The organism is Marinomonas sp. FW-1, assembly GCF_005222245.1.
GTDB classification, from domain to species: domain Bacteria; phylum Pseudomonadota; class Gammaproteobacteria; order Pseudomonadales; family Marinomonadaceae; genus Marinomonas; species Marinomonas alcarazii.
The window spans coordinates 3,807,422-3,824,167 of sequence record NZ_CP025987.1 but is presented as its reverse complement, the minus strand read 5'-3'; the positions used below and the strand labels follow the sequence as shown (position 1 = coordinate 3,824,167).

Sequence of the window (16,746 nt, the reverse complement as noted above, 5' to 3'; positions counted from 1 at the left end):
ATCAGCTTAAGCGAGTGTTCGAGTTACAGAATTTAGCAAAGGAACTGACAAGGGGGGGTAAAGTAGAGCAACCTATTGTAACAAAGTCTTGCAAGTTTGCTTTTTATTGACGACTTTTTTGCGGTTTTTTTGCACATAAGCCCATGAAATCAGTGCCTTGGCAACCAAAGCTTGGCTTCCAGTCCTTGCTTAATATTATTGCTCAATGTCACTTCGCCACCATGGGCGCGGGCAATATTTCGTGCAATGCTTAATCCCAGTCCCATGCCTCCTGGGTGACCAGAGTGATCTGGAGTAAGGCGCGTATAGGGTTGAAAGACTTTGTCCATTTTATCTATTGGAATGCCTGGCCCTTGGTCACAAATGCGAATACAGACTTCGTCTTCATCATCTTCAATGTACACGATGGCGGTTTTTCCGTAATACAGTGCGTTATCAACCAGATTGCCTAGGCAACGCTTGATCGCCAGTGGTTTGCCAATAAATGGGTGATTTAAATCCCCTACAACCGTGAGCTTTACATCGTGTAAATTGGCTGTGGCTTGCATGTCTCGTAACATGCGGGAGATGTTTACCTCGATTCGATTTTCATGAATATCGGTTTCTTTCACACTTTGTAGTGCGCCTTTCACCAGCATGTCTAGGTCTTCTAAGTCGCGAATCATCGCGTCGCGCGTATCGTCTTCGTCGAGCATTTCTGCCCGTAACCGTAGGCGAGTGATGGGGGTTTTCAAATCATGGGAAATGGATGCAAACAGTCTTTCCCGATCATTTAGATAACGTTGTATACGGCGCTGCATATCATTGAAGGCTTTGGCGGTATTACGCACTTCGACACTGCCTACTTCTTGTATCGGTTTCCAATCGCCTTGCCCAAAGCGTTCTGCTGCTCGTGCCAACGTCGCCAGCGGACGAGTGACGCGACGCAGAATAATAATGCTTAGCAAGAGTACCGTAATGACCGACATGGCCATAGAAAACAAGCGATCGCCAGTGAGTGCAGAGTTGCCATCCAGAAAATATGGGTCTGGCATGAGGCTCGCCAAATACAGCCAGTCTTTGTCGTTGATGGGGATTTGGATAACAATAATCGGCGGCGTAAGAGGCTTCACTAATAAACTATGGTGTCCCCAGCGTTCTGGCAAATCTACAAGACGAGTATGGTTGTTGATCACGTGCAAATCGCTTGGGCTGGAAAATGCAATCTTGGCGTTGTGAATGCCCAGTTGTTTGATCAGTGTGGATTGCACCTCGTTTTTGACAATGTTTTTGAGCGGCGAGTCAGGAATATTGTTGATGAGAATTTCTTCTTTGTTGAGCGTTACAAAGAAGCGTGTTCCACCCATGTCTTGCAATTGATCGATGACGATATGTCGATAATTGGTGGGCAAAGAGGTGAAGTAGCTAACAGTGGCGGCGATACGAAATGCCATGTGTTTAGAGACTTCACGGACGTTTTGTTCGGTGTCGGATTCAAGCTGACGCAGCCAAATGGTCGAGCTAATAAACTGTGCGCTGGCTACCCCAAGCGCCATAATAATCAAGATTTGTCCTGTCAGTGATTGTGACCAGCGCTTAATGCGAGAGCGGCTGCTTTGAGCTGTGCTATTGGACATCACTGATGACTTCGACATTGGCGGTTAAGATGTAGCCTTGGCCACGGACCGTTTTGATCAGTTGGGGCTGACGAGCATCTTCATGCAAGCGTTGGCGTAAGCGGCTGACATGGACATCAATAAAGCGATCTAGGGGCGCGCTGTCACGCCCGCGGGTATTTTCTGCGATAAGTTCGCGCGTGAGTACTGCACCGGGGTGAGTCAAAAACAACATGAGCAAATTATAATCTGCCCCAGACAGCGATTCTTTTTTGTCTTCAAAATGCAGTTCACGTGACACAGTATCCAAGGTGAACTGGGCAAACCGATAAAAGCGGTGGCTAACGGTTGTCACTTCAACTACTTCGGTGTGTTCCATACGACGCAAAATCGCTTTCATTCGCGCTAGCAACTCACGAGGGTTAAATGGCTTTGCCAAGTAATCATCCGCGCCAATTTCTAGACCAATAATACGATCCATTTCATCCGAGTTGGCTGTTAGCATAATCACAGGAACTTGCGAAAGAGCACGCAAAGAACGACACACAGCAAAGCCATCTTGCCCCGGAAGCATGATGTCTAAGATCACCAGATCTACGCCTTGCTCTGCTCGAAAATTTGCCAAGAACGCTTCGCCAGAATCAGCGGTAAGTACGTTAAATTGGTGCTTTTCTAAATACGTTTTGAGCAGGGTGCGAATCTCGTCGTCATCGTCTACAACATAGATACATTTTGCATTGGTCATTCTTTTGCTCGGTGGAAGTGTTGATAGAAACCTAGGTGGAGGTTCTATTTAAGATAAAAACCGCCTTGTAATATTTGAGTCTAGCAAGAAAGTGAGAGTGAACCAATTGTTCAAACGAAGCGGTGACACCAAGTCAATTAAATAAATTAAATTGATTTAAGGCTTTTCCACCTGCATAATTTTTCATCTATCCTTATTTCTACTTACGCATTTAAAAGAGAACGCAATAATGACAACAAAAGTGATGGCATTCGGTGAAGCCTTAATCGACTTTCTTTCAAACGGAGCAACCAAAGCCGGAGAGCTTGAATCTTTTACGAAGTTTCCAGGTGGTGCGCCAGCGAACGTTGCCGTTGCTGTGGCTCGCCTAGGCGGTAACAGTCATTTTGTTGGTCAAGTGGGTGATGATGCGTTTGGCCATTTCTTGAAAGCATCTCTTGATGATTATGGCGTGAATACCAGCAATATGCTGATGACCAAAGAAGCCAAAACCGCGTTGGCTTTTGTGAGTCTAGACCAGACGGGCGAGCGTAGCTTCGAATTCTATCGCAGTCCTTCAGCAGACATTTTGTTTCGAGAAGACGATTTCGATGACGCTTGGTTTGCAGGCAGCAAAGGGGTTTTCCATACTTGCTCCAATACCTTAACGGATGCAGATATTACTAAGGCTACCTTGGCTGGTGTGAGCATGGCGCGTGCAGCCAATTGGATTGTCAGTATCGATGTTAATTTACGCGTTAATCTTTGGCCCAATGGTCAAGTGGATACCAAGCGTGTGATTGATTGGATGCAAAGTGGCGACGTGGTAAAAGCCAGCTTGGAAGAATTGGTTGTGTTGGCGGAAGATCCATTTGCTCTGATCGAGCAATCACTGGCTGCGGGCGTGACCTTATTTGTCTTAACGGACGGCGGTAATCCAATCCGCTTTTATACGCAGGCTCATGGTGTCAGTGAAGTGGTTACACCGAAAGTCGAGGTAAAAGACACCACGGCGGCGGGCGATGCCTTTGTTGGAGGCTTGCTTTACAAGCTAGCAGAGCAAGGTGGCGATCGCGCAGCATTGGCTGGGTTATCACAACGGCAGCTTATCGATATTGTTCGTTTTGCGGCGGCGTGTGGTGCGGACTCGGTGACTAAATTGGGTGCGTATCCTTCTTTGCCTACTGTTGCCGAAGCAGAGGCTCAATTAGCGAAGTTCTAGTCCAACGGACACTGATTTAGGTTGAAAAGGCCATTTTTTAGTTAAACGGTTAAGAAGACAAAAAAGCGGTATTGTCACCTATAAAGCGCAGCTTGGCTGCGCTTTTTTTATGACCAGAAAATCACCATCAATTTAGCAAAAATTGAGAATAAAAGTGGTAGAAAATGCTCGATAAGTGAGCATTAACTTGCTGAATTCAGAGAGAAAACCCTATATTGTTGGTTTTTTATACAGACTATTGAGAATAGATAATATTCGCGTTTTCGTAATAACCAACTAAATTTAACAAATAATTAAGTTAATATTAAGGACGCTAAGTGCTTGAAGCGCGGGTTTTGTTTGTTAATAATCAAATTCCTTCTTAATCCTTATAGAAGACATGTTTAGTGTGTTTCGACCTACGATAATAAAAACAAAGGCGTACTTTGGGAGGATCCCAAGTGTGCCGTAAGGAGCGATGATGAAAAAGTCTCTATTGTCCGCGGCGGTAGCCCTGACGCTTTCCGCAAATGCTGTGAATGCAGCTGATCTTATGTTCACACCTGGTGAAGACTCTCGTTTTAGCTGGAGCAGCTATGAAGCTTTGAAGTCTACTGATTTGTCAGGTGAAACTATCTCCGTATTCGGCCCTTGGATGGGTGACGAGAAAGGTAACTTTGAACGTGTTGTTGCGTATTTTGAAAAAGCCACTGGCGCTAAAGTCAATTACGCAGGTTCAGATTCCTTTGAGCAACAAATTGTTATTGATGCCCAAGCGGGCAGTGCCCCTAATATTTCTGTTTTCCCTCAGCCTGGTCTAGCGGCCGATTTAGCGGCGAAAGGCTTTATAGCGCCACTAAGCGATACCGTGAAAAAGGCCGTAGTGAACGACTATGCTGCCGGGCAATCTTGGGCAGATTTGGCAACCTTTAAAGACCAAAATGGTGACAAAGAGCTCTTTGGTGTCTTTTACCGTGCGGATTTGAAATCTTTGGTTTGGTACTCGCCAGATAACTTCCAAGATGCAGGCTACGATGTGCCTGAAACCATGGAAGACCTAAAATCACTGACCGAACAGATTGTTGCTGATGGCGGCACGCCTTGGTGTATCGGACTGGGTTCTGGTGCCGCAACGGGTTGGCCTGCAACGGATTGGGTAGAAGACCTTATGTTGCGCACCCAGCCTGCATCGGTTTACGACAAATGGGTAACCAACGAAATTAAGTTTGATGACCCTCGTGTGGTTGGCGCGATTGAGGAATTTGGCTGGTTTGCTCGTAATGACGACTTCGTCGATGGTGGTGCTGGTGCGGTGTCTTCTACGGACTTCCGTGATAGCCCTAAAGGGTTATTCCAATCGCCTCCTAAGTGTTACTTGCATCGTCAAGCGTCTTTCGTTCCTGCGTTCTTTCCTGAAGGAACACAGCTTGGTCTAGACGCTGATTTCTTCTACTTCCCTTCGTATGAGTCTAAAGATCTAGGTAACCCTGTATTGGGTGCGGGTACTTTGGTAAGTATTACGAATGATTCAAAAGGCGCTCGTGCTTTTATCGACTTTATTCGTTCTCCAATCGCTCATGAGTTGTGGATGGCGCAAACAGGTTTCATTTCGGCTCATTTGAAAGCCAATCCTGAAACTTATGCGAGTGAAACAGCGAAGAAGCAAGGTGAGATCCTGCGTTATGCAACCACGTTCCGCTTTGATGCGTCTGACTTGATGCCGGGTAAAATCGGTGCAGGCTCTTTCTGGACTGGAATGGTGGATTACACTGGCGGTAAAGACGCAAAAGAAGTTGCTCATGATATTCAGAAAACATGGGATGCGTTGAAATAAGCTAACTAAAAGCCTCTAAACGAGTGATCGTTTAGAGGCTTTATTATTTGTTGTTCACATTACCAGATGGCCCTTGGGTGATCTGTTTGTTCTAAGAATTTTTGGAGTTTATATGGCTCAGCTCGCTTCCGCGTTAGTGACCATGCTTTTGGGTGTACTGGGATGTGCTGTGTATTTTTACGGTTCTAATGTCCTATTGGATAAAGTCTTTCCGACAAAAAGTGGACCGGCTCAAAAAGTCGCTCGAAATCTGCGTATTTCCAATACCATTCGCCCTTGGCTGTTTTTAGGCCCAGCGGTATTGTTGCTGACGTTTTATCTGTTTTACCCCGTTATCGATTCCATTCGCTTGTCCTTCTTTGACCGTAGTGGCGATGAGTTTGTAGGTATTTCAAACTATGTGTGGTTGTTTAACAGTGATGAGTTTTTTGAATCCTTCCGCAACAACATGTTGTGGCTGATTGTTGTACCAACTGCCGCGACCTTTTTTGGTTTGATTATTGCCACCATGACAGACCGTATCTGGTGGGGAAATATTGCGAAAAGTCTGATTTTTATGCCGATGGCGATTTCGTTTATCGGTGCATCGGTCATTTGGAAGTTTATCTACGACTTCCGTAGTGGCGATGATGCTCAAATTGGTTTGCTCAATGCTATTGTGGTGTTCTTTGGTGGTGAGCCACAAAACTGGATCACTATCCCTTTCTGGAATAACTTCTTTTTGATGATCATCCTAATCTGGATTCAAACCGGTTTTGCGATGGTTATTTTGTCCGCGGCGTTACGCGGAATCCCTGATGAAACCATTGAAGCGGCAGTGTTAGATGGCGCTAATGGTGTGCAGATTTTCTTTAAAATTATGGTGCCGCAAATTTGGGGAACCATTGCGGTTGTTTGGACGACGATCACCATTTTGGTTCTCAAGGTATTTGATATTGTACTGGCGATGACAAATGGCCAATGGGATACGCAAGTCTTAGCGAATCAGATGTTTGATTGGATGTTCCGTGGCGGCGGCGATTTTGGTCGCGGCGCTGTGGTTGCCATTGTGATTATGGTGTTGGTTATCCCGATTATGATTTGGAATATAAAGCGTGCGAACGCAGAAATGGAGGGTCGTTAATATGATTGCATCATCAAAACGTTCCCCATTGACTTATTTGGTACACGCCACTGTTTTGTTCTTGGTAGTGATTTGGACGATCCCAACCGCTGGGTTGTTTATTTCTTCCATTCGTGACAAAGACCAGCTGTCTGTGTCTGGCTGGTGGACGGCACTATCGACTTCGGAACAACGTATTGTTGACCGCGCCAATGGACCGAGTGCCCAAGCCCAAGAGGGTGATCTGTTTGTTATTCGCGGTAATTTGTTGACGAATTCATCGGCAAAAGTGACCAAGTTTGGTTTTAGCTCGTTAGAGCCTGAAGCATTTTCAGCGGGAGACTTAGCTGAAATGAGGAAAGGGCAGACCTTACAAGTGATGCCGAACGGTGACTATGCTCTTTCTTCTCCAACCGAATGGAAGGGGTCGCGAGGACAACGGATTTTCTACACGGCAGAAGTGCCTCCGCGTTTTACTTTGGACAACTATCGCGAGGTTTTAAGTGCGGAAGGGTTGGGACAATCGTTCCTAAACTCCTTAACGGTGACGATTCCTGCGACAATTATTCCTATTTTGGTGGCTGCGTTTGCTGCGTATGCCTTGGCGTGGATGCGTTTTCCAGGCCGAGCATTGTTGGTCGCTGCGGTAGTGGGATTGTTGGTAGTGCCTCTGCAAATGTCGTTGATTCCTTTGCTTAAAAGCTACAACTTGATAGGTGAGTTCTTTGGTGTTGGCTCAAAAACCTATGTGGGGATTTGGCTGGCGCATACGGGGTTTGGTTTGCCTTTGGCGATTTATTTATTACGTAACTACATTGCCGGATTGCCGGGGGAAATTATCGAGTCGGCCCGTGTGGATGGTGCATCGGATTTTGATATTTTCCGCAAAATCATTTTGCCATTGTCTTTCCCTGCGTTGGCCTCGTTTGCGATTTTCCAATTTCTTTGGGTATGGAACGACTTGTTAATCGCCATGGTTTTCTTGGGGAATAATGAAGAGCATTTGGTGCTAACTGGCCAGTTGCGAGAGCTGCTAGGTTCTCGTGGTGGTAATTGGGAAATTCTGACCGCGTCGGCGTTTATCACCATTATTGTTCCTTTGTGTGTCTTCTTCAGCTTGCAGCGCTATTTAGTGCGCGGTTTGTTGGCAGGTTCTGTGAAATAACACCCGTTGCGCGAGTGAGTTGAGCTTGGCTCCTCACTCAAGGTACGTATTTAGATTGAGGCGATTGAATCATGGCAGATGTAAAGTTAACCCATGTTAAAAAGATTTATTCCAATAAAGTGGAAGTGTTAAAAGACATTAATTTAGACATTAAAAAAGGCGAGTTCATTGTCTTTGTTGGGCCTTCGGGCTGCGGTAAGTCTACTTTGTTGCGTATGATTTCTGGTCTGGAAGAAATCTCGGCTGGTACGTTAGAAATAGATGGTCAGGTGGTGAATGATATACCGCCTGCACTGCGTGGTATTGCGATGGTATTCCAGAGCTATGCTTTGTACCCGCATATGTCTGTGTACGACAACATGGCATTCAGCCTACAGATTGCTAAGGTCAGCAAAGAAAGTATCGATCAGCAGGTGCGTAAAGCGGCTGAGATGTTGCAGCTTACGCCTTACTTGGATCGATTACCGAAAGCCCTTTCCGGTGGCCAGCGTCAGCGCGTGGCGATTGGACGAGCAATTGTTCGTCGACCTAAGGTGTTTTTGTTTGATGAGCCTTTGTCGAACTTGGATGCGGCATTGCGTGTGGCGACTCGTATGGAGATCGCCAACTTAAAAGACACGATGCCAGATTCAACCATGATTTATGTGACCCACGATCAGGTAGAGGCGATGACTTTGGCCGATCGTATCGTGTTGTTGTCGGCAGGTAATATCGAACAAGTGGGGTCGCCATTAGAACTTTATGAGCATCCTGCTAACGTTTTTGTGGCTAAGTTTATTGGTTCGCCAGCGATGAATGTTGTGCCTTGTCGTATCGAAAAAACCGGCGAGCAAACCCATGTGTCTTTATCTTCTAGTATCACGGTTGAAACCCCTATTGTGACTGAGGCCAGCGAGCAAGCGAAAGCGGCATTCTTTGGTGTACGTCCTGAAGATTTGCTGGTTGTAGCGACTGAGGCGGAAGGCTTTTTATCAGGTAAGGTGACGTTCGTAGAATCTTTAGGTGAAGCAACGTTACTGTATCTCACGGTGCCAGGCTGTGAAGACATGATCATTGCGAAGCAAGCAGGTACGTTGAAAACTCAGCGTGGAGACACGGTTCATTTGTCTGCCTTACCAGAAAAAATGCATTTGTTTGATGATAAAGAAGTGTCTTATCGTCGTTAATCGTTTGAATTCTTTTGATCGGAACATGGTGTTGTTCCCTGTTTTTCTTGTTTTTGGAGAGCCGTTATGACGACCACTTTAAATTGGTGGAAAGGTGGAGTGATTTACCAGATTTACCCACGTAGTTTTATGGATGCGAATGGCGATGGTATTGGTGATTTAGCGGGCATTACAAGCAAGCTTGATTACGTAGCGTCATTGGGTGTGGATGCGATTTGGTTGTCGCCTATCTTCACATCACCAATGAAAGATTTTGGTTATGATGTGTCAGATTATTGCGATATCGATCCTATGTTCGGCACGTTAGCGGATTTTAAAGCCTTAATTGATCGTGCTCATGAGTTAGGTCTTAAGGTGATGATTGATCAGGTAATCAGTCATTCTGCGGATTCTCACCCTTGGTTTGAAGAAAGTCGACAAGATAAAACGAACCCTAAAGCCGATTGGTATGTTTGGTCTGACCCTAAACCAGATGGCTCGCCACCAAACAACTGGCTATCTATTTTTGGTGGCAGTGCATGGAAGTGGGACAGCCGTCGTTTGCAGTATTATCTGCATAATTTCTTGGAGTCTCAGCCTGATTTTAATTTCCATAACCCAGATGTACGTAAAGCGCATTTGGAGAATATGCGTTTTTGGTTAGATATGGGTGTGGATGGTTTCCGTTTGGATACGGTAAACTTCTATTTTCATAGTGAAGGTTTGGAAGACAATCCTCCGGTGTTACCTGGTGAGCCCAAAACTATGGGGGCGCCACACGATAACCCTTATACCTACCAACGACATGTGTACGATCTGAGCCGTCCAGAAAACCTCGATTTTCTAAAAGACATGCGCGCCATGATGGACGAATATCCGGGTACGACGACTGTGGGCGAAATTGGTGACGATTTCCCGCTAAAACGCATGGCAGAATATACTTCTGGCGGCGACAAGCTGCATATGGCGTACACGTTTGATTTTTTGAATAAGCCACATGCACCAGATTATATTCGTGATGTGTTGAAAAACATGCAAGAGATAGTGGGCGATGGCTGGCCATGTTGGGCGCTGTCGAACCACGATGTTGTGCGTTCTCGCACACGCTGGGGGGCGAATGAAGATGGTGAAGCCTATCCTCTGATTACCTTAGCGCTTATTTTATCTCTGCGTGGTAGTGTGTGTTTGTATCAAGGTGAAGAATTAGGCTTACCTGAAGCGGATGTGCCGTTTGAACGCATTCAAGACCCTTATGGCATTCCATTGTGGCCAGTGTTCAAAGGCCGTGACGGCTGTCGTACACCCATGGTGTGGGATAAGTCGCCATTAGGTGGTTTCTCTACAGTAGAGCCTTGGTTGCCAGTGTCTAAAGAGCAGTTACCTTTGAGCGTGGCTGAGCAGGAAGCGAATCCAGATGCGCTATTACATAAGGTGCGTAAGCTGATTCATTGGCGTCAACAGCAACCGGTTTTGGTGAATGGTGAGTTATCGCAGCGAGATGTGGATAATGCGCAGTTGATTGCTTTGGTTCGTGAGTATCAAGGTGAGCGTTTGCTGGTAGTGTTGAATATGACTGGGGAATCTCAACAAGCGACTGTGGGGAATGATATTGCGGCTGAACTGCAAGGGCATGGCTTTACATCATCATTGAACGGTCAAACCTTGACGTTGCCAGCGTATCAGGCGTTTTTCGCTAAGCTTTCTTAAACTTCTCTGTTATACGACATTAGGTTGTAGTAACAAACAAGCCGATTTTGGGAGACCTAAATCGGCTTGTTTGTCGTTGTTTTTTGGTAATTATGGACAGTGAGCATGACAAAAAATATAAAAAAGCTGACTTTAAAAGATGTCGCAGAGCGCTTGAATGTGTCTACGGCAACCATTTCAAACGCATTTAATCGCCCAGATCAATTATCGGCCCACTTGCGTGAAAACATTCTTAGCGAATGTGAGAAAATGGGTTACTTTGGCCCTAACGCTGCGGCTCGGAGCTTGCGAACGGGGCGAACCGGAATTGTTGGTATCGTGCTTTCAGACGATTTGAGTTATAGCCTCACCGATCCGGTTGCGAATCAGTTTTTGAAAGGCATGGCGGAAGTCTTTGAGGCCAATGAGTACAACATGTTACTGCTGTCGTCTGACCATGTAGAACAAGACGCACAAAGTCGTATGCAATCGTCTATGGTGGATGGCTTTATCGTTTACGGCCATAAACCTCAACAGTGCATCAACGCGCCTTGGCTAATGCCGAATAAAAACATTATTACGGTGGACAGTTTTATTCCGGGTACCACGTCGGTCAACATTGAAAATCACAGCGGTGCTTACCGAGTGGCGAATCATGCGTTGCAGCATAAACCTGAGTCGGTGGCCATTCTAGGCTTAAGTTTGCTGGATACGGATCGTGTCTGTCGGATACGTGAAGATGAGTTATTTGACCGCGCGGCGTCGATTTCTATTCAACGCTTACATGGTTACTTCGAAGCATTGGAAGAGCATGAACTATCAGTGCCTTCTGAGCATATTTGGAATATCCCTGAGAATAACCATAAACAAGCGTATCAAGCCGCCCGTGAAGCATTGACCATGGCTCAGCGCCCACAGTTGTTATTGTGCATGAGTGATTGTATTGCCATTGCTGCGGTGCAAGCTGCTTTACACTTAGGCTTACGAGTGCCGGAAGATTTGCAGGTCGTGGGCTTTGATGGCATCGCGGAAAGCGCCAATATTCACCCTTCAATCACCACGATACATCAGCACACCGTGGAAAAAGGCCGTGTGGCAGCGGAAGTGTTCCTAGGGCTTAGAGAAGCGAGGGACGTGGTGCTAGAAACCGAACTGGTGGTTCGTGAGAGCTGTCCCTCGATAACTGAGCCTGCGAGAGGCTTACATCCAATAGTTTGAGATGTCCGCTTCTGGATCCATGTGATAGGAAATCTGTGCTTGCAGCAGTTCCGCCGATGACAGGGCATCAGTGAGTGCATGATGTGCTTTGTAACGAGGCAATTTATAACGTTGGCGGCATGCGTCTAAGCGCAATGACGGCCGTCTGCCAAAGCGTTGCCACCAAGGTTTGAAGGTCGCCTGGCGTTCAATGTCCATGGTATCAAGCACAGGGAAGTACAATGGATAACCGTAGGCTTTCATTGACGCTTCGAGCAAAAATTGTCGTTCGATAGCAACGCAATGGACAACCACTACTTGACTGGTTAACGCGATCAGGATCTCGTCTAAGATCGCATTCAAAGAGGGGGCTCCAGCCAGCTCTGCATGGGTTATTTCATGAATCGTTACCGATTCAGCGTTTAACGAATGCTCTGGCTTTGCCATCCAGTATTTCGCCCCTTGGCAGCGAATGATTTTGCTGCTAAGTGGAATCAAACCAAGACTGATAATTTCATCATGTTGTGGGTCAAGGCCAGTTGTTTCTAAGTCCAACGCTAACAAAGGTGTGTCTTTAAGCGCGGTGTTGGGCGCAATCATGCCTGCTTGGTAATAGCGCTTTAATGGGCCTTCTGGTGCTTCCTCGGCCCACTGTGCAAACATGGCTTGCCAGTCTTGGATCTCTTCTGTGCTCTTCTTTTTCAATAGGTGCTTTGACATTTAACTACGCTTCCCTGCATATCGGAACTTTATAAACTCCTGTTGGCGAGAGACGATATGAAACGCATCGCGTAAATGACGCTTTTCAAAAGAAGATAAATGCTCTGGGTTGACGTGGTTGTTTGGTTCTTCACCTGCTTCAATCTGTTCTTTTTGGTTGCGAATTCGTACCATGCCGATCATTTCTAATGCCAAAGCAAGGTCTTTCGCGCGCCCGCCAGGCAATAAGCCTGCCGCTTCAATGTCTTCTATTCGTTCCAAGGTATTGAGTTTATCGCTACCGCAGGCCAAAGCGTGCACTCGGACAATGTCGATGATTGGCGCAATGCCACGTTCTTTTAAGTTGAAGGTACGCGATTGTTTACCTTCACCGTCTAAGACAAATTGCCTAAAGAAACCTAAAGGTGGTTTACGCTGATTGGCGTTTCTGGCCATAAAGGTTAAGAAGCCAGAGTGTTGTTGCGCCTGTTGGCGTATATGTTGATTCAATTGTTTGGCGAGGGTTTTGTCGCCGTAGATACCGCGTAAATCGAAGAAAATCGACAAGCGCAATAGGGCTTCGGCTTTCGGCTTTTGTATCCATTCGCTGAAATTTTCTTTCCACGCTTTTAGCGGCTGACGCCAGCGTGGGTTTGAAGCCATGATATCGCCGCTACACAGTGTGTAACCACATTCATCAAGGTTCCGACATACCCAGTCGCTTAGCGCTTCAAAGTATTCCCCATGAAGCTTTTTATCGTATTTGTCGCTTAAAATAAGCGCATTGTCTTGGTCTGTTTTGATGGTTTGCTCTTCGCGTGCTTGTGAACCAAGCGCAATAAAGCAATAAGGCACCGGTGGCGGCCCATATATTTCTTCGGCTAATTGTAATAATCGTTTCACAAAGGCGGTGCCAATATGCGACATGGCATTGCCTATCATTTGTGTATTGGCATCAGCGACCACAAGCTGTGTGAACGTGTGGGTCATTTTTTGGCTGATGCTTTTTAAGCCTTCAATACTGGTTTGTTTATAAATATCACTGATCAGATAGACACTGCCGTGGCTTTCTTTCTGAATGATGTCACCCGTACTGACAACGCCTATAGGGCGACCGTTTTTGACGATCGGGATATGGTGGACGTTGCGTTCCATCATTTTTAACACGGCTTCTGATGCGTAATCACCGCTGTCCATGACGATTGGATCACGAGTCATAATTTCTGAAACAGGCGTATCGTAAGCAAGACCTTGAGCAACCGCTCGGGTGCGCAAGTCTCGGTCTGTTAGGATGCCTATCAATTCATCGCCGTCTGTAATCAATAAGCTAGAAACGCGGTGTTCTGCCATGATCTGAGCGGCGACACGAATATTTGAATCAATGTTTGTGCTGATCGGAGGGCGCCTTAATAAACTGACGACAGGACACGTCATTAAGGAGACATCGGAGTTTTGCGCATCCATGGCGGCACGCAATCTTGCTTCTCTAGCCAGCTGAAAAAAGTCAGAAAAATTATCATTTTCTTGGTGCAGCTTTAGGAACCAGCGTGCTGGAATACGATACAGCAAGCTGTCTTCTATGGTTCGCATCGCCTGAGAGGATTTACCGCCGCGCAAAATAGAGGCGTAGCCAAACAGCTCGCCTTCGTTCATGCGTCGAATTAACTTTTTATCTTTGCTGAGAATTTCTATTGCACCGCTGCGAATAAAGAACAAGGTGTTGTTTAAGGCACTTTGAGCAATAACCATTTCCCCAGCGCGAACATACTGGATCTCTATTTCTTTTGCCATGTCCTTGAGTTGCGGGTCGTCAGCAATCTCATTGAATGGAGCATGTTGGCAAAGCGCTTCAAGTATTTCTGTTAATTCGACGTCCATAATACATTCCTGTTTATTAGAGCCTTTTAATGAAGTAATGGCGAAGCAATGGTGACCACGCCTAAGATAAGAAACAACAAACAAGCAAGCTGACGAGTTCGATCTGCATTAATTCTATCCATGATCCAGTTGCCAGCAAAGACAACAGGCACATTGGCTAACATCATGCCAATCGTGGAACCGATCAATACCATCCAAACACTACCGTAGTTTGCGCCTAGCAAAACAGTGGCAATTTGAGTTTTATCACCAATTTCCGCAAGGAAAAACAATACAAAAGTGGCACCAAATGCGCCGTATTTCAGCATGCTATTATCATCGCTGTCGTCTTTGTCTGGAATCAATAGCCATAGACCCACTGCTATAAAGCTTAGACCAACTACCCAACTAATGGCACTTTCTGGAATCCATTGTGCGACTTCAACACCGATCCAAGCTGATAACGCATGGTTGAGTAGTGTGGCGGCAAGAATACCAAGAACAATAGATGATTTAGACGCGAAGCGCGTAGCAAGGAATAGAGCGAGAAGTTGGGTTTTATCTCCCATTTCCGCGAGAGCGACAGTGGAGATCGATGTGAGTAGTGCTTCCATTTGATAGGTCCTAGGTGGGCAATAAAACAAAAGACAACGAACCTGTGCCCACCTGAGCCAAGTCATTGTCTTAAGTCTCATCAATCCCAACGATTTATTATCGAGTCAGGACTTCTTTGCCATGAGCTTGAGGCTCAATTATGTTGACAAAGAATCTTTGCAGTTTGCACTACAAAGAAGATTACTCCCCTAAGAGGACGCAGAGAATATAGCATTTATATTAAGAATACAACGCGGACAGACATTGCTGTCCGCGTTGCTTAGCAATATAAGTTATTTATACAAGTGCATATCGCTGTGTAGACCTTTCCATAGACTTACGCACATGATCAACATGAGTAAGGTAAATGGTAGGCCAATGGTGATTGCTGCGGCTTGAATTGCACCAAGTGCTTCAGAACCACCACCAACAAGCAATGCAATCGCAATGATACCTTCTAGGATCGCCCAGAAAACACGTTGGATCATTGGTGCGTCAGTTTTACCACCAGCGGTAATACCATCGATAACCAAAGAACCTGAGTCAGAAGAGGTAACGAAGAATACCAATACCAGAATGATACCAATGAAGGAAATCACAGACGTCATTGGCAAGCTAGCAAACATTTGGAACATAGCCAATGAAGAATCAGAGATACCGTTTGCTAATGCACCAATGCCATTTGCAGACTGATCTAGAGCAGAACCACCGAATACGGACATCCACACAAGAGAAACAACAGTCGGTACTAATAGCACAGCAATAACGAATTCACGAACAGAACGGCCACGAGAAACGCGTGCGATAAACATGCCGACAAATGGTGACCAGGAAATCCACCAAGCCCAGTAGAACACAGTCCAGCCATGGTAGAACGTAGTGTCTTCACGGCCAATCCAATTACTTAATGGGATGATATTTTCAACGTAGCTAAACAAGAAAGCAATCATGGCAGAAAAGATAGCGCCAGTGTTGCCTACAATGACGATGAAAACGGCCAGTACAGCGGCAATAATCATGTTCACGTTAGACAGTAGTTTTACACCACCTTCAAGACCACGGGCTACCGAAATAATCGCTACTGCGGTTACACCAGTAATCACTAAGATTTGCGTTGTTAGGGTATTTGGAATGTCGAACAAGAAGTTCAAGCCACTTGTCGCTTGCATAGCGCCAAAGCCAAGTGATGTTGCCAAACCAAAAATAGTCGCAATAACAGAAATGACGTCAATGACGTGACCAATAGCGCCCCAAACTTTTTCACCGAATAGTGGGTAAAAAGCGGAACGAATGGTAAGAGGAAGACCTTTGTTGTACGCAAAGAACGCCAAAGACAAGCCAACCACAGCATAAATAGCCCATGGATGAAGACCCCAATGGAACATGGTAGCGCCCATTGCTAAATCTCTTGCTTCCGGTGTATTGGCTGCAACATCAAATGGCGTACCGTACCAACCAGTGTAGTAGGCAACAGGTTCAGCCACACTCCAAAACATCAGACCGATACCCATACCTGCTGCGAACAGCATTGAGAACCAAGTGATGGTGGAGTGTTCTGCTTTTGCTTCAGTGCCGCCAAGGCGGATCTTACCGAGAGGAAGAAGAATGAGTAGCAAACAAAAGAGAACGAAAATATTACCTGCAACCATAAAGAACCAATCAAAGTTATTGATTGACCAATTCTTTGCACCAGACAAAATGACACTTGCATCAGAAGGAAATAAGATACTACCGATGATAAATGCAAAGATGATTACAGCGCTCGTACTAAATACTGGGTTCAATACATCGAGGCCAAGGAACTGAACGTTGTCTTGCCCCACTTTATACGATGTATTGTATTCTGCCCGACCATTGTCAGGTACTTTGTTAGTCATAAATCTTCTCCCGAATTAGTGAAAACTTTTCCCGATTTTTTTCTTAATAGCCATGCTATGTGTTCAAAGA

The 16,746-nt window shown here is 45.7% G+C and carries 13 protein-coding genes and 1 riboswitch; of the genes, 7 read left to right on the top strand and 6 right to left on the bottom strand.

All coding sequences use genetic code 11. The features are described from left to right. Positions 1-149: 149 nt before the first annotated feature. Together C1X04_RS17740 and C1X04_RS17735 are read right to left on the bottom strand one after the other, a co-directional pair. Positions 150-1,616, bottom strand: coding sequence for an ATP-binding protein (locus C1X04_RS17740; RefSeq protein WP_110577059.1), 1,467 nt, complete (start codon positions 1,614-1,616; stop codon positions 150-152). Continuing rightward, on the bottom strand, positions 1,606-2,340 hold the full coding sequence (locus tag C1X04_RS17735) for a response regulator (RefSeq protein WP_110577058.1): 735 nt from the start codon (positions 2,338-2,340) through the stop codon (positions 1,606-1,608). The genes C1X04_RS17740 and C1X04_RS17735 overlap by 11 nt, the downstream gene beginning before the upstream one ends. 229 nt (positions 2,341-2,569) lie before the next feature. Between C1X04_RS17735 and C1X04_RS17730 the strand changes: the two genes are divergently transcribed. The 7 genes from C1X04_RS17730 to C1X04_RS17700 all read left to right on the top strand — a co-directional run bounded on the left by C1X04_RS17730 (position 2,570) and on the right by C1X04_RS17700 (position 11,670). After that, positions 2,570-3,541 (top strand): carbohydrate kinase, encoded by a 972-nt coding sequence (locus C1X04_RS17730; RefSeq protein WP_137170597.1) that lies wholly within the window; start codon positions 2,570-2,572, stop codon positions 3,539-3,541. 460 nt (positions 3,542-4,001) lie between these two features. Continuing rightward, positions 4,002-5,354, top strand: a complete 1,353-nt coding sequence (locus tag C1X04_RS17725; RefSeq protein WP_110577056.1) for an ABC transporter substrate-binding protein — start codon at positions 4,002-4,004, stop codon at positions 5,352-5,354. A 112-nt stretch (positions 5,355-5,466) separates the two neighbouring features. Then, entirely contained in the window at positions 5,467-6,477 is a 1,011-nt protein-coding gene (locus C1X04_RS17720) for a carbohydrate ABC transporter permease (RefSeq protein ID WP_110577055.1), read from the top strand. A gap of 1 nt (position 6,478) precedes the next feature. Then, complete coding sequence (locus C1X04_RS17715) at positions 6,479-7,621, top strand: carbohydrate ABC transporter permease (protein WP_110577054.1); 1,143 nt, start codon at positions 6,479-6,481, stop codon at positions 7,619-7,621. A gap of 71 nt (positions 7,622-7,692) precedes the next feature. Then, a complete protein-coding gene (locus C1X04_RS17710; protein ID WP_110577053.1) occupies positions 7,693-8,787 on the top strand; it encodes an ABC transporter ATP-binding protein in 1,095 nt (364 codons plus the stop codon). A 66-nt stretch (positions 8,788-8,853) separates the two neighbouring features. Next, positions 8,854-10,473 (top strand): alpha-glucosidase, encoded by a 1,620-nt coding sequence (locus C1X04_RS17705; RefSeq protein ID WP_110577052.1) that lies wholly within the window; start codon positions 8,854-8,856, stop codon positions 10,471-10,473. Between the two features lie 105 nt (positions 10,474-10,578). Next, positions 10,579-11,670 carry a LacI family DNA-binding transcriptional regulator gene (locus tag C1X04_RS17700; protein ID WP_137170596.1) on the top strand — a complete coding sequence of 364 codons (1,092 nt, stop codon included), beginning with the start codon at positions 10,579-10,581 and terminating at the stop codon, positions 11,668-11,670. Here C1X04_RS17700 and C1X04_RS17695 read toward each other — a convergent pair. The 4 genes from C1X04_RS17695 to C1X04_RS17680 form a co-directional block, all read right to left on the bottom strand. Next, positions 11,653-12,369 (bottom strand): 3'-5' exonuclease, encoded by a 717-nt coding sequence (locus C1X04_RS17695; protein WP_110577050.1) that lies wholly within the window; start codon positions 12,367-12,369, stop codon positions 11,653-11,655. The genes C1X04_RS17700 and C1X04_RS17695 overlap by 18 nt on opposite strands. Then, positions 12,370-14,226: a DUF294 nucleotidyltransferase-like domain-containing protein gene (locus C1X04_RS17690; protein ID WP_137170595.1), complete on the bottom strand. Its 1,857-nt coding sequence runs from the start codon at positions 14,224-14,226 to the stop codon at positions 12,370-12,372. It lies immediately after the preceding gene. A gap of 26 nt (positions 14,227-14,252) precedes the next feature. Beyond that, complete coding sequence (locus C1X04_RS17685; RefSeq protein ID WP_110577048.1) at positions 14,253-14,819, bottom strand: TMEM165/GDT1 family protein; 567 nt, start codon at positions 14,817-14,819, stop codon at positions 14,253-14,255. A 7-nt stretch (positions 14,820-14,826) separates the two neighbouring features. Then, positions 14,827-15,023: riboswitch (yybP-ykoY riboswitch) on the bottom strand. A gap of 69 nt (positions 15,024-15,092) precedes the next feature. After that, complete coding sequence (locus C1X04_RS17680) at positions 15,093-16,676, bottom strand: BCCT family transporter (protein WP_110577047.1); 1,584 nt, start codon at positions 16,674-16,676, stop codon at positions 15,093-15,095. Positions 16,677-16,746 lie beyond the last annotated feature (70 nt).